General features: G+C 34.9%; 10 protein-coding genes. 7 read left to right on the plus strand and 3 right to left on the minus strand.

The genetic code is table 11. From position 1 onward, the window contains the following. Positions 1-30: 30 nt before the first annotated feature. The 7 genes from rplL (at position 31) to nagB (ending at position 9,818) form a co-directional block, all read left to right on the plus strand. On the plus strand, positions 31-399 hold the full coding sequence (rplL, locus tag RK01_RS00410; RefSeq protein WP_016171315.1) for a 50S ribosomal protein L7/L12: 369 nt from the start codon (positions 31-33) through the stop codon (positions 397-399). Between the two features lie 516 nt (positions 400-915). After that, entirely contained in the window at positions 916-3,909 is a 2,994-nt protein-coding gene (locus RK01_RS00415) for a VWA domain-containing protein (RefSeq protein ID WP_016171316.1), read from the plus strand. Beyond that, entirely contained in the window at positions 3,910-5,370 is a 1,461-nt protein-coding gene (locus RK01_RS00420) for a SpaH/EbpB family LPXTG-anchored major pilin (RefSeq protein ID WP_016171317.1), read from the plus strand. 16 nt (positions 5,371-5,386) lie between these two features. Next, positions 5,387-7,264 carry a SpaH/EbpB family LPXTG-anchored major pilin gene (locus tag RK01_RS00425; protein WP_016171318.1) on the plus strand — a complete coding sequence of 626 codons (1,878 nt, stop codon included), beginning with the start codon at positions 5,387-5,389 and terminating at the stop codon, positions 7,262-7,264. Between the two features lie 85 nt (positions 7,265-7,349). After that, on the plus strand, positions 7,350-8,516 hold the full coding sequence (locus RK01_RS13975) for a class C sortase (RefSeq protein ID WP_016171319.1): 1,167 nt from the start codon (positions 7,350-7,352) through the stop codon (positions 8,514-8,516). Positions 8,517-8,624: 108 nt separating this feature from the next. After that, the gene (locus RK01_RS00435; protein ID WP_016171320.1) at positions 8,625-8,822 is read left to right on the plus strand and encodes a CsbD family protein; all 198 of its coding nucleotides are present in this window, start codon (positions 8,625-8,627) and stop codon (positions 8,820-8,822) included. 294 nt (positions 8,823-9,116) lie between these two features. Then, positions 9,117-9,818 (plus strand): glucosamine-6-phosphate deaminase, encoded by a 702-nt coding sequence (nagB, locus tag RK01_RS00440; protein ID WP_016171321.1) that lies wholly within the window; start codon positions 9,117-9,119, stop codon positions 9,816-9,818. Between the two features lie 48 nt (positions 9,819-9,866). Here the strand turns inward: nagB and RK01_RS00445 are convergent, their stop codons facing one another. The 3 genes from RK01_RS00445 to nrdE form a co-directional block, all read right to left on the minus strand. Beyond that, on the minus strand, positions 9,867-10,679 hold the full coding sequence (locus tag RK01_RS00445; RefSeq protein WP_016171322.1) for a DUF92 domain-containing protein: 813 nt from the start codon (positions 10,677-10,679) through the stop codon (positions 9,867-9,869). A 129-nt stretch (positions 10,680-10,808) separates the two neighbouring features. Beyond that, positions 10,809-11,771 carry a class 1b ribonucleoside-diphosphate reductase subunit beta gene (nrdF, locus tag RK01_RS00450; RefSeq protein WP_143139801.1) on the minus strand — a complete coding sequence of 321 codons (963 nt, stop codon included), beginning with the start codon at positions 11,769-11,771 and terminating at the stop codon, positions 10,809-10,811. A gap of 101 nt (positions 11,772-11,872) precedes the next feature. After that, entirely contained in the window at positions 11,873-14,035 is a 2,163-nt protein-coding gene (gene nrdE / locus RK01_RS00455; protein WP_016171324.1) for a class 1b ribonucleoside-diphosphate reductase subunit alpha, read from the minus strand. Between the last annotated feature and the right edge of the window lie 77 nt (positions 14,036-14,112).

Consider the following 14,112-nt stretch of genomic DNA (forward strand, 5'->3'; position numbering starts at 1 on the left):
TATAAAACCTAAATTGGAGGAAAATCAATCATGGCATTGAATATCGAAAACATTGTCGAAGAGCTAAAAGGCGCGACAATCTTAGAATTAAACGACTTAGTTAAAGCTATCGAAGAAGAATTTGGCGTATCTGCAGCAGCTCCTGTAGCTGTAGCTGCAGCTGGTGCAGCTGGTGCCGCAGAAGAACAAACAGAATTTACTGTTGAATTAACTGCAGCTGGCGACCAAAAAGTTAAAGTTATCAAAGCAGTTCGCGAAGCAACTGGCTTAGGCTTGAAAGAAGCTAAAGCAGTAGTTGATGGCGCTCCTGCACCAATCAAAGAAGCAGTTTCTAAAGAAGAAGCTGAAGAATTGAAAGCTAAACTTGAAGAAGTTGGCGCATCTGTAACAGTTAAATAATCTTTGATTATTAAAAAAACCGAGATCCTTATGGATCTCGGTTTTTTTTGCGTCTTACGATTATTTTGGCACTTTTAAAGGATTAAAAACTTTGTTAAATTTAGCACAGTATTCATACTTTTAATAAAGTAAAAGAAATGTATGAAAAAAAGAGATAGTTATTAAATTGGCACATAATGGAAAAAATAGTTATATTTTGCACTAATATGATTATTTTCACAAAAAACTACGCTTTGCCTAATATTCTTCAAAAATATGCGCGAATTAGGAATTTAGCTTTTGGTAGATTTTATTACAGAAAGCATAACGCCTTTTTTTTTACTCTAGAGTTTAGATGCATCTATACCAATCTACCTTCTAGATTAGAATTATTAAAATAACAGATAATTTTAGCGGTTATTTTTAAAGCGATTTTTTTGTCAAAAAAATATAAAAAAATAATTCTTTTTTGAATTTGTTAACAATTGGTTTCCTTCATACAATGATAGTGTCTCATCTAATAAAGGAGTGAAAACAATGAAGGAAAAAGTATGGAGGAGTAAGTGGTCTGTTTTTTTTAGTATCCTGATTGTTCTATTGCCATTTGCTCAATTTTTCGTTGATGGCCTTACCGCGATTGCGTTAACGAATAACGGTGAGAGTAATATCCAACAATTGTTTGACAATGAATATGGAAAAGCGAGTCTTTCCTATCAGACAAAAGAAAATAAAATTATCTGGCAAATGAATGTCGACAAAAAAGCAGCTGAAAAGGCAACCCGATTTTTATTTTCCTTAAAAGACAAAAAAAACAAGAGTATTTTACCAACTCTTAGCGAAGAAAATCAAGCAACTGATCTTTTCACTGTCATTTCAAAAGAAACAGAAAAAGATTACGCTGCAGTATTTGAAAGAGAACCTTCAAATACAAACAAAAATTATAAAATTGAATTTTCTACGCCATTAGTAAGTGCGTTGACTTTCAAAGTTGCTTTTGATGCAGCTTCTGATCAAACGAATGAGCAAAAAACGCTCTTTACAAAAGAGTATCCTATTAGCATCAAAGAAAATGACAGAACTCAAGCTTCAACTGAAGAAACAATGACCTCAGCTACGAAAGAATCAAATGATGCAAGCTCAACAGAAATTTCTTCTACTAGTGAAGAATCTACTAGTGAAGTTAAAAATCTAGGCGACGCAGATGAGGCCACTGTTGATTCAGCTAAAAAAGAAGCTGAAAAGAAATATGATGAAACAGGAGTGCCGCAAAAAATTACGCGGAGTGCGGCTGTGTCATCAAAAAGTTTAAAAACGAAGACTTATGCAAATATTCCTCCTGTTTATATAAACGAGAACGGAACATATCCTAAAAGCTATTGGGAAACAATTAAGAATGGAAATGTTCGAAACCACCCAGGAAATATAGATGGCAGTTCCAATTGGCGAGAAAATGGTTCAAATAAATACAATTCATTTATTGAGTACGGGGGGACAGGAGATAATTCGGACTTCGCAATTAGCAAATATGCAGAAGAAACTAGTCAAGGGCTATTCGATGTTTATCTAAATATTCGAGGGAATGTTCAAAAAGAAATAACACCAATTGATATTATGCTAGTTGTAGACTGGTCTGGCAGCATGAACGAGAATAATCGGTTAGGTGAAGTGAAGAGTGGTATTAGTCAATTTATTAATACATTAGATAATAGCGGAATATCCGACAAAATAAATATTGGATATGTGGGGTATTCTAGTCCTGGATATTTAAATAAAACAATTGATTTACAATCGTTTAATAAAGTTAAGCAACAAATAAAAGAATTTACACCAACTAAATCATCGGGTGGAACATTTACGGAAAAAGCATTGCGAGATGCACAGAATCAGTTAGAAAAAGAGAATCCTGAGCATAAAAAAATTATAGTTCTACTTACAGATGGAGTTCCTACTTTTAGCTATAATCCTATTAAAGTTAACGAAATAAAAAATGCACAGAATACATCGTTAGATGGTGAAAAATATTTTGCTACACAGGTCGATTCTACCAAAACAATAGGGCGTGGAAATACTTCATCATTGTATGGGTATGGTGCATGGGGAGAAAATTATCCTAAAGCAATTTTGGGAAATACAGGTAGAATTGTAGATGTTGAAAATTCATTTGTTTCTACAATTGGTCAAGCGATTCAAATTAAAGAAAAAAATACCGAAATACATGCTCTTGGTATTCAGTTACAGTCAGATTCTGGTGCCAGATTGAGTTATGATGATGTTCAAGATAGGATGGAGCAAATTGCTACTAAAAGTGATAGTGGTGTACTTTACTATGAAACTGCTAATAAAGCTTCAGAGATAGCAAATTATTTATCTAATAAAGCTGTTCAAATCATCAGTACAGTAAGTGGAGGGAAAGTAAGGGATCCAATTGGTGACCAGTTTAATTATGTTGATAGTTCGTTGGAGATCAATTCTGTTGGAAAAACGCCTACATCAGAAATAAATTATTCAGATCCTGTAGATAAAGTGATAAGTATCAATAATCTTAACTTAGGTAAAGGTCAAGAAATTCAAATTCATTATAAAGTTAGAATGAATACGGAAGATGAAAATTTTGTCCCGAGTAAGTGGTATCCAATAAATGGAAAAACGACTTTTGCTCCCAACCAGGAACTTCCTGATAATATAGTTGATTTCGGAGTTCCTTCTGCGAAAGCTCCAGGTGTTGATTTATCGCTGAAAAAAAATTGGGTAGAATTTGATGGAAATCCAAGTGATCGAAAAAATTTGTATTTTTCTGTAGGAAGAAAAACAAAAAATTCTCAGGGAAACGATATTGGATATGTAAAACTTAGCGGGAATAATAATAAACAAGTTTGGGAAAGAGCAAATATCTCTCAAATTTCATCGACAGCGGATGACTCTTCTTATAAGGAAACAATTTGGTTACCGAAGTTTAACAACTCAGGAGAAGATTTTAACTATTTCTTTTCTAAAGAAATAAATTCGCCAGAAAATTATGTACCTAAAGATATTAGTGAGAACGGTGACGGGACTGAATGGGAAAATGTGAAAGAGTTTAAAAAGCTAAAAATTCAAATTACCAAAATTGATGCAGACAACAAAGAAATAATAGATAAAGAAGCTAGTTTTAAATTGTCCGGTGGGGATTTGAAAGGTCCTATAAGCTTTGCATATAACGGCAAGGGAATGTATACATTGCCAGATGATGTTTTGCTTGATAAAGGACAAACTTACTTTTTGACAGAAATTTCTGCACCTGAAGGATATCAAAAACTAGCTGCTCCACTTGAAATAAAGATAGCAGAAGATGGAGCAATTACAATAAGTGAGAATTTAGGATTTACGGTAAAAGATAATAATTTGGTGTTCAACGTTCCTAACAAACCTAAAGTACCCCTTCCTGCTACAGGGGGTAGTGGCGTTTGGCTAATTTATGGTGCGGGAATCACAGCACTTATTGTAGGTGTAGGTTATTACTTCTTGCGCAATAAAAGTAAGGGGGAAGCATAAATGAAAAAAATTTTACTAGCCCTTACAAGTATGCTTTTGTTTTTGCCCCTATTAATGGGGATGGCACCTGCACAGCAAGAACAGGCAACGCAAGTCCAATTTATTTTGCATAAAATTGTTTTTCCAGAAGGTCAACAACCGCAAGACACCCCGAATACTGGTCGCATTGATGATCAACATGCCAATTTGTTAAAAGAATATCATGGTTTAAATAACGTGACGTTTACGGTTTTTGATGTTTCGAAAGAGTTCTATGAACTGCGAGAACAGGGGGCAACAGTTGAACAAGCGCAAGAAAAACTAGCCGAAGTAGGAACAAATAATCAAAAAGTGGCAAGTGGAATTACTGCTACTGTTAATGGCGAAGACGGCACGCTCCTTTTTTCATTACCAGGAAGATCTGATAATGTAGCTGGAAAAGATGCAGTCTATCTTTTCCACGAAGCAAAAACACCAGATTATATTAAAGAAAAAAGCAAAGATTTGGTTGTCGTCTTACCAATCTATGACGGTAGTCAAATGTTAAATGAAATTCATCTTTACCCAAAAAATGAAAGAAAAACTGCGGATCATCCTACGTTTACAAAAACGATTGGAAATGAAAAAGCAGACTATAGTTATGGTGATACAATTCCTTTTTCTGTTCAAACGACGATTCCTCATGATTTGACAGATTACACATTTTTTAAAGTATTGGATAAGGCTGATGAAGCACTCCAATTTAACCCAGAAAGTTTATCAGTCACAATTGATGGTGAGGATATATCTTCACTTTATGAAAAAAGCATAAATGATCATGGCTTTGAATTACTTTTTAATGACGTAAAAAAATTAGTTCCTTATGAAGGCAAAACAATTGCCATTAGCTATAAAGATACCTTGATTAGTCAAAGTAAAGTAGACGCTGAAATTGTGAATAGAGCTTTTCTTACCACAGACAGCGATAAAATTGTTAAAGATGTCTTTGTTAAGACTGGTGGTAAACGATTTGTAAAAGTCGATGCCTATGATAATACTAAAAAATTATCAGGCGCAGAATTTCTTATCACCAATAATAAAGGTGAATACTTAATCCAAGCTAAACAAGGCTTTACTTGGGAAAAAAATGCTGCGAATAAAAATGTCATCAAACTAGTTTCCGATAAACATGGTGAATTTGAAATTCGAGGCTTGACTTATGGTACTTATCAGTTAGAGGAAATAAAGGCTCCGAGTGGTTATGTGAAAAGTAATGAAAAAATTTCTTTTAAAGTAACTGCCTCCAGTTATAAACAGACAGAAGGAACTTTGAAAGTTGTGAATACCACGCAACGTTCCGAAATTCCTAAGACTAAAAAACCGAATACAGGTCTTTTGCCAAAAACAAATGATATGGCAAATAATAAATTAGTTTGGTTCGGCGCATTCATAATTTTGATTGTTGTGATTGTGTTTGTTCGCAATACAAAAGGAAAAGAATAAGAAGGGGTTAAAGAAGATGAACACGAGAAAACATAGAATTTGGAGTATATTGGCAACTATTATTATGGTATTCCCATTAATTCTAGGACTAGGAAATACTAAAGAAGTATTTGCAGATAGTGAAGGAAATAATACAGTTATCATTCATAAAAAGAAAATGACAAAATTACCTGACTCGCTAATTCAAAATAGTGGGAAAGAAATGGCAGAATTTGATAAATATCAAGGATTAAAAGGTGTAACTTTTTCTGCTTATGATGTGACTGAAGATTTCTACAACGCAAGAAGTAATGGTACTTCTGTCACTGATGCTAAATTACAAATAGAGAAAATTTCAGTAGATGGAAGAAAACCAGTAAAATCTGGTTCTACAGATACTACTGGTGATTTAACATTATCGTTACCTCAAAAAAGTAATAATCAAGATGCAGTTTACTTGATTGTTGAAACTCCTCAAGATGGTGTAACAACCGCTGGGAATATGGTCGTAGCATTTCCAGTATATGAAATGATTAAACAATTAGACGGTACTTACAAGTATGGAACAGACGAATTAAAGGAAATTCATTTATATCCAAAAAATATTGTATCGAATTCTGGTTCTTTAACCGTAAATAAAGTAGGTACAGCGGAAAATGAAGCACTAAATGGTGCTGAATTTGTTATTTCAAAAGAAAATAGCTCCCAATATATTACAAGTGTAAAAGATGGTTTGTACACTTGGTCTACTGATAAATCTGTGGCTAAACATTTTGTGACAGGTAAAAGCTATGAGATTGGAGAAAATGATTTTATTGAAGCTAATGTGGCTGAAGGTGAATTAAAGATTAGTGGCTTGGAAGTTGGCTCATATACATTAGAAGAAGTAAAAGCTCCAGATAATGCAGCTCTAATTACTGATCAAACAAAAACAGATTTTAGTATTGATACAAATAAAGATTCAAAAGCCGAATTAACAGTTAAAAATGACACATCAAAGGTTAAAAAAACAACACCTGAATTAAACGGACAAGACGTTGCAATTGGAGAAAAAATTCAATATCAAATCTCAGTTAATATTCCTTTAGGGATTGCAGATAAAGAAGGTGAAAAAAATAAATATAACCAATTCAATTTAACTGATACACATGATGAAGCGTTAACTTTCGATAATATAAATAGTGGCGATTTTGCCTATACTTTATATGACGGTGATAAGGTAATTAATCCTGAAAATTATACAGTAAACGAAAGCACAAATGGGTTCAATGTTGCAGTTAGTTCAGATTTTATTCCTTCATTAACACCTGGTGGCACCTTGAAATTTGTTTATTTTATGCACTTAAATGAAAAGGCAGATCCAACTAAAGGGTTTAAAAACGAAGCGAATGTTGAAAATGGGCACACTACGGATACCACACCACCAGATGTTACCGTTGTAACTGGTGGCAAACGTTTTGTAAAAATTGATGGTGATGTTACTGCCGATACAACATTAGCAGATGCTTCATTTGTTGTCCGTGACAGCGTTAGTGATAACGCAAGCTATTTGAAAATTGATGACAAAAAAGCAGCCACATGGACAAAAAACAAGTCCGATGCAACCACATTTACTACAAAAGAAGATGGATTAGTTAATATTACTGGTCTTAAATATGGTACTTATTATTTAGAAGAAACCCAAGCACCTGAAGATTATGTTCTATTAACAAATCGTATCAAGTTTGTAGTTAATAAAGATTCTTATGGTACAACTGAAGAACTAGTTAAGCCAGAAAAAGTACCTAACAAACACAAAGGTACACTCCCTTCAACTGGTAGTATTGGAATTTACTTCATTATTGCGGCTGGTGTAGTTGCGGCTGGTATCGCAGTCTTCTACTTTACTAAAGGGCGCAAGCAAACTGAAGCGTAAATGATTTTTGTTTATGTTGCACTAAGACAATTAAGACAGGGCAGAGATTTTTCTCTGTCCTGATTTTTAAGTAAGGATGCGTGTCATGAAAAAAGCCAGAAAATGGAAATGGACTGTTTTGGATATTCTGATGGGTCTCTTATTGCTTTTTGGCATTGGGGCGCTTTGTTATCCTTTTGTTAGTGATACAGTGAATACATTTTTAGATCAGCAAATTATTGATTACTACCAAGCAAAAGCAAATCACGAAAATGAAGAAGCAATGCAAGCTGCGCAAGCAAAAATGGAAAGTCAAAATAAAAAATTAGCGAAAGAAGGCAGTAATCCTGGTGCAGATCCTTGGTCTGAAAAGACCAAAGAGAAGAAAGTACCGGCAAAACCAGCGAAAACATATTTTGAACAGCACACCATTGGTATCGTAAACATTCCGAAAATCAAAATAAAATTACCGATCTTTGATACTACAAATGATTTATTTCTAGCTAAAGGAACTTCTTTACTAGAAGGAACCTCCTATCCGACTGGCGGCAAAAACACCCATGCAGTCATTTCTGGCCACCGCGGTTTACCTTCGGCTAAATTATTTACCGATTTGCCGGATTTGAAAAAAGGTGACGTATTCTTTATTGAAATTAATCAGCGTACGTTAGCTTATGAAGTCGATCAACTAAAAGTAGTGGAGCCAACAGAGACTAAAGATTTATTAATTGAAAAGGATAAAGATTTAGTTACTTTATTGACATGTACGCCTTATATGATTAATAGTCACCGTTTATTAGTGCGAGGACATCGCATCCCTTATACACCGAAGATGGCGAAAAACTTACAACGTGCAGATGATTATCAATTATTACGAGTTGTCTTAATTATTGTCGGCACACTTTTGTTCCTTGGTTTGTTAGTGGCCGCGATTATAAAACATGCCAAAACATTAGCAATTGCTAAAAAGCGCTATCTATTATTATTCACTGCTACAAAAGATGGAAGACCACTTTCTGACTTGACATTTACGGTCTATGATCGTAAAGGAAAACGCCAAATTACCCGTCAAGGCGAGCCTTTAAAAGCAGTCACTAATGAATCCGGAGAAATCCAGATTGAAGCAATGAAAGGTGGCAAATATGTCTTAAAATCTAAGGCAGGTAATCTAAAGATTCGCATTCAAAAAGTGACAGATGAACGTTTTTCATTGTCAACTGTAAAGAGCAACTGGCAAAAGCAATCCGATTTTGTTGTCGAAAACAAATCATGATTCCATTAATTTCTTTATTTTTTTGATTGTTTTGAAGCTGTTTCATTGGGCAGTTAATCATATTTTTGCTACACTTAACTTGTAGTAAAGAATAAGGAGGATACAATCATGGATAAAGATCAAGTTAAAGGTAAAGTAAATGAAACAGCAGGTAAAGCAACAGGTGATGATTCACAAGAATTAAAAGGTAAAGTGCAACAAGAAGCTGGCAAAATTAAAGAAAAAGCTGAAGATTTAAAAGATAACGTTGCTGGTGAAATTAATAAATTATTCGATAAAAAAGATAAAGAAGATAAAAATAGATAGCTTACTTACAGGTGCGTGGCGCCTGTAAGTTTTTTTGTGGTAAAAGAGATTATAGGATTGTCACCAGAAATACGATGATCTATATAGTGGTGGTGAGCTTCATAAACGAGTACGTTCAGCTTTTCTTATAAAGTAAAGTTTTTAGCAGTATGGTTAGATTTTGTAATATCCGTTGGAAATGAAATTTAGAAAATTTTAAAACTATCGCTTTTTGGTCTAGACATTTCTTGATTAAATGAAAAACTGGTGCTATAATTGGGCTATACCAAACAAGTGTAGAAAGAGGTTATCGAAATGGAAATTATCCGCGTAAAAGATGCCGCTGCTGGCGGAAAAAAAGCCTTTGAAATTATTCAACAAGCCATGAAAGATGGTATTCATACATTAGGTCTAGCAACAGGAAGCACACCAATCACGTTATACCAAGAAATGACAAATAGTGATCTTGATTTTTCAAATATGACTTCGGTTAACTTAGATGAATATGTTGGTTTAGGTGGCGAAGATAAACAAAGTTATCGTTACTTTATGAATGAAAATTTATTTAACCAAAAACCATTTAAAGAAACATTTGTACCAAATGGTAAAGCTGAAGACTTACAAGCAGAATGCCAACGTTATGATGATGTCATTGCAACTCATCCAATTGATATTCAAATTTTAGGTATCGGACGTAACGGTCATATCGGCTTTAACGAACCCGGAACACCTCTAGATAGTAAAACTTCTGTTGTTAATTTAACAGAATCGACAATTGAAGCAAACAAACGTTTCTTTGATAAAGTAGAAGATGTTCCAACTAAAGCAGTTTCGATGGGAATTGGCTCAATTTTACAAGGTAAAAAAATGGTCTTAATGGCGTATGGTGAAGATAAAGCCGATGCGATTAAAGGTATGGTTGATGGACCAGTAACAACCCACTTACCTGCTTCTGCGCTTCAAAATCACGCCGATGTTGTCGTAATTGTCGACGATGCGGCCGCAAGTAAATTATAAAAATTAACGCTATAAAAAAGACAGATCCCAATTTTGGGATCTGTCTTTTTAAATAATTTGTAAAATGATGGCCAAAAGTAAAATGATAAAGCCACTCATTGCATTGACCGCATCGTTATCGATTAATCGGTAACCATGAATTAATCGACAAGGTGTCTGATGATGACTTTCGTGCTCAGTGATTTTACCGCAGATTTGGCACTGGTACTTCCTTTGTAAAGTGGCTCCTAACAAACTGTCGATCAACATGCCGCCAATACCTAAACCCAATGGGAGCCAAAAAATAGCATTATTAAATAATTTTGGCGTAAATAACCACAAACCAAAAGCATAAGTAGCAGAAATAAGGAAGCTGCCTCCTACTGCCGCTAAACTACCTAAAAGGGTCACGCCACCTGACAATCCTGGGGATACTTTTTTGAAATTTACGAGATTGTAAGGCTGGCTGTTGGCAAGAATCCCAATTTCTGATGCCCACGTATCGGCTGTAGTGGCAGCAATAATTGCTGCCATAACAAGGCTCCAATTAATATTTAGTAAGGGAAAGCAGGCAAATATCACGGCAACAATTAAGGGCAGGCTGTTTGCCAGCAGTTGTTTGCCATCCCGCTTGGCGCCTTTTTTGCCAATAATATCGTATTTTCTTGTTCTGTATTTTTTTAAAGTGTGAATTAAAATGGCACTCCCGAAAAATAACCCTAACAAGAACCAGGTAAAAGGAGGAGCAAATGCTGCCAAAAAAATACCCAAGAAAATAAAAGTAAGATACCCAGAACATGTCAAATAGTTCGCAATAAAAAGAAAGAAACCAACCAAGGCCGTAAAAATCAAAGCACCGCTGGCGAGATAAAAAGTTATCATAACTGACTCCTTAAACTTAAGAATAATTCTAGTGTTAGTGTAACACGAAAAAGCACTGTCAAAATGCTTTTCCTTATTCAGGTTAGTAACCCAAGAATAAAGAAACATTCTAACAGTGCTTTTTATATTTTAAAGGCCAATTGTATAGTCGTCGTCTGCCATGGCTTCAACTTGGCCCAATAAGTAACCATTTCCTACTTGCGAGAAAAAGTCGTGATTACTTGTACCCGTTGAGATACCGTTCATAACAATTGGATTAACATCGTCAGCGGTATCTGGAAATAGTGGGTCTTGCCCCAAGTTCATCAAAGCTTTGTTGGCATTGTAACGTAGGAAAGTTTTGACTTCTTCAGTCCAACCAATTTCATCGTATAGTTCTTCAGTATAGCGTTCTTCATTTTCATATAATTCATACAATAAATCATACATCCAATTTTTTAACGCTTCTTGTTTGGCTTCTGGTAGTTCATTAAAACCAAGTTGGAATTTATAACCGATGTAAGTACCATGTACGGATTCGTCACGAATGATTAATTTAATGATTTCCGCTACATTGGCTAATTTATTGTTGCCTAAATAATAAAGTGGCGTATAAAAGCCAGAATAAAACAAAAATGTTTCCAAAAAGACACTGGCAATTTTCTTTTCTAGCGGTGTGCCGTTCTTATAAATTTCATTGATTCGTTCTGCTTTTTTTTGTAGGTAAGGATTTGTATTGGTCCATTCAAAGATTTCGTCTATTTCTGATTTTGTGTTTAAAGTTGAAAAAATAGAGGAATAACTTTTCGCGTGAACGGATTCCATAAATTGAATATTATTTAACACCGCTTCTTCATGTGGTGTGCGGACATCATTGCGTAATTGTTCCATGCCGCTTTCAGACTGCACAGTATCTAATAAGGTTAAACCACCAAAAACGTGACCCACCGTTTGCTTTTCTAAATCAGATAAAGTCCGCCAATCATCTAAATCATTTGATAGGGGAATACGTGTGTCTAACCAAAATTGTTCCGTTAATTTTTCCCACGTTGATTTATCAATAATATCTTCAATTTCATTCCAGTTAATGGCTTCGTAATAAGTTGCCATGATTTGCCTCCTAATCTAAGTTGTTGTATCGTCTAGAACTAATCGTCGCAAGTAGAGCTTTGGTATCTCAAGTTCTACTATTGCAACTAGTTGAAAAATACAACTTAAATGACACAGCTTTCACATTGATTGCTACCGATTTCTTCGGCATCGTCTGTAAAGGTACGAATATAATAAATCGATTTAATTCCCTTATGAAAGGCATAATGACGTAAAATATTTAAATCCCGCGTTGTTTGTTTGGTTGTTGCAGTTTTCCATTCATAAAGACCTTTTGGTATATCAGAACGCATAAACAAGGTTAAACTCATGCCTTGATCAATATGTTGTTGGGCTGCAGCGTAAACATCAATGACTTTGCGCATATCCATATCATAAGCAGACGTATAGTAAGGCAATGTATCATTTGATAAGTAAGGTGCTGGATAATAAATTTTACCGATTTTCTTTTCTTGTCGTTCTTCAATCATTCGCGTAATCGGGTGCAAACTTGCACTCGTATCATTAATATAAGAAATCGAGCCATTTGGTGCTACTGCCAAGCGATTTTGATGATATAAGCCATCTTTTTGGACGGCTTCTTTTAGTTTTGTCCAATCTTCACCTGTTGGAATAAAAATTCCTTCAAATAATGCTTTAACTTTATCTGATTGTGGCAAGTGATTTTCAGCAATATATTTATCAAAATAGCTACCATCGGCGTAAGCGGATTTTTCAAAGTTGTAAAAAGATTGTTGCCGTTCTTTGGCGATTTTATTACTTTCCACTAGGGTCCAGTAGTTTAACAACATAAAATAAATATCGGTAAATTCAACAGAGTCTTTGGAGCCATATACCAAATGATTTTTGGCAAAGAAAGTGTGTAACCCCATACCGCCAAGTCCAATCGTATGAGCTTGATTGTTCCCATTGGCAATAGAAGGAACCACATCAATATGCGAGTTGTCCGTTACAAAAGTCAACGCGCGGGTCATTGCTCTAACTGATTTACCAAAATCAGGACTGTCCATTAAGTTGACAATATTTGTTGAGCCTAAGTTACATGAAATGTCTGTTCCTAAAACTTCATATTCTTGACGGCCATTTAAAACTGAAGGGGTTTGGACTTGTAAAACTTCTGAACATAAATTACTCATGATAATTTTGCCATCAATCGGATTTTCGCGATTGGCGGTGTCAACATTTACAATATAAGGGTAACCAGATTCTTGTTGCAATTTAGAAATTTCATTTTCCAATTCCCGTGCTTTGATTTTTTGCTTCCGGATATTGGGGTTTTTGACCAAATTGTCATATTCTTTGGTGATGTCAACATAAGAAAAAGGCACGCCATATTCTTTTTCTACGCTATAAGGACTGAACAAATACATATCTTCATTATTGCGCGTTAATTCATAAAATTTATCCGGCACTAAGACACCTAGGGACAATGTTTTAACCCGAATTTTTTCATCGGCATTTTCCTTTTTGGCAGATAAGAAAGCCATGATGTCAGGATGAAAGACGTTTAAATAGACAACACCGGCACCTTGGCGTTGACCGAGTTGATTGGAGTAACTAAAAGAATCTTCAAACAGCTTCATAACGGGCATAACACCACTGGCTGCACCTTCATACCCTTTAATTGGTGCGCCTGCTTCCCGTAAGTTGGATAAAGTAATGCCAACGCCGCCACCAATACGGGAAAGTTGCAAAGCAGAATTAATACCGCGACCAATTGAATTCATATCATCGGTAATTTGAATAAGGAAACAAGAAACCAATTCGCCACGGCGTTTACGTCCAGCATTCAAAAATGAAGGAGTGGCAGGTTGATAGCGTTGATGAATCATTTCATCGGCTAATGTCATTGCCAATTCTTCGTCACCATTAGCAAAATACAAAGCATTAATGGCAACGCGATCTTCGTAATTTTCCAAATAAAAAGCACCATCATTCGTTTTTAAGGCGTATTGAGAATAAAACTTATAAGCTGCCATAAAGGATTTGAAGGTGAAGTTTTGGGCTAATAAAAAGTCATAGAGTTTCGTAATGAATGCTTGAGAATATTTCGCCAAAAATTCTGTTTCTAAATAATCTTCCGCTACTAAATAAGCCAGTTTATCATTAAAGGTAGCAAATTGTTTTGTGTTTGGAATAACATTTTCACTAAAGAAAGCTGCTAAAGCTTCTTGATCTTTATTTAAGGGGATTTGACCGTCAACAGGTCGGTTGATTTCATTATTCAGTTTGTAATAACTGACGTCTTTAAGCTCTTTTAAACTCATGGAAGGACCAACTTTCTTTTTTAGACTCTAAAACAAAAAATGCGAAAAAAAGAAGGTGTCCCGCGGGTTTTCAAATA

The sequence above is a fragment of the Enterococcus dispar ATCC 51266 genome (genome assembly GCF_000406945.1).
Classification (GTDB): Bacteria; Bacillota; Bacilli; order Lactobacillales; family Enterococcaceae; genus Enterococcus_C; species Enterococcus_C dispar.

Excerpts from the sequence above, each read along its gene's own strand:
- nagB (WP_016171321.1), top strand. The coding sequence starts at position 9,117 with ATGGAAATTATCCGCGTAAAAGATGCCGCTGCTGGCGGAAAAAAAGCC.
- RK01_RS00420 (WP_016171317.1), top strand. The coding sequence starts at position 3,910 with ATGAAAAAAATTTTACTAGCCCTTACAAGTATGCTTTTGTTTTTGCCC.
- RK01_RS13975 (WP_016171319.1), top strand. The coding sequence starts at position 7,350 with ATGAAAAAAGCCAGAAAATGGAAATGGACTGTTTTGGATATTCTGATG.
- nrdE (WP_016171324.1), bottom strand. The coding sequence starts at position 14,035 with ATGAGTTTAAAAGAGCTTAAAGACGTCAGTTATTACAAACTGAATAAT.
- RK01_RS00435 (WP_016171320.1), top strand. The coding sequence starts at position 8,625 with ATGGATAAAGATCAAGTTAAAGGTAAAGTAAATGAAACAGCAGGTAAA.
- RK01_RS00445 (WP_016171322.1), bottom strand. The coding sequence starts at position 10,679 with ATGATAACTTTTTATCTCGCCAGCGGTGCTTTGATTTTTACGGCCTTG.
- RK01_RS00425 (WP_016171318.1), top strand. The coding sequence starts at position 5,387 with ATGAACACGAGAAAACATAGAATTTGGAGTATATTGGCAACTATTATT.
- RK01_RS00415 (WP_016171316.1), top strand. The coding sequence starts at position 916 with ATGAAGGAAAAAGTATGGAGGAGTAAGTGGTCTGTTTTTTTTAGTATC.
- rplL (WP_016171315.1), top strand. The coding sequence starts at position 31 with ATGGCATTGAATATCGAAAACATTGTCGAAGAGCTAAAAGGCGCGACA.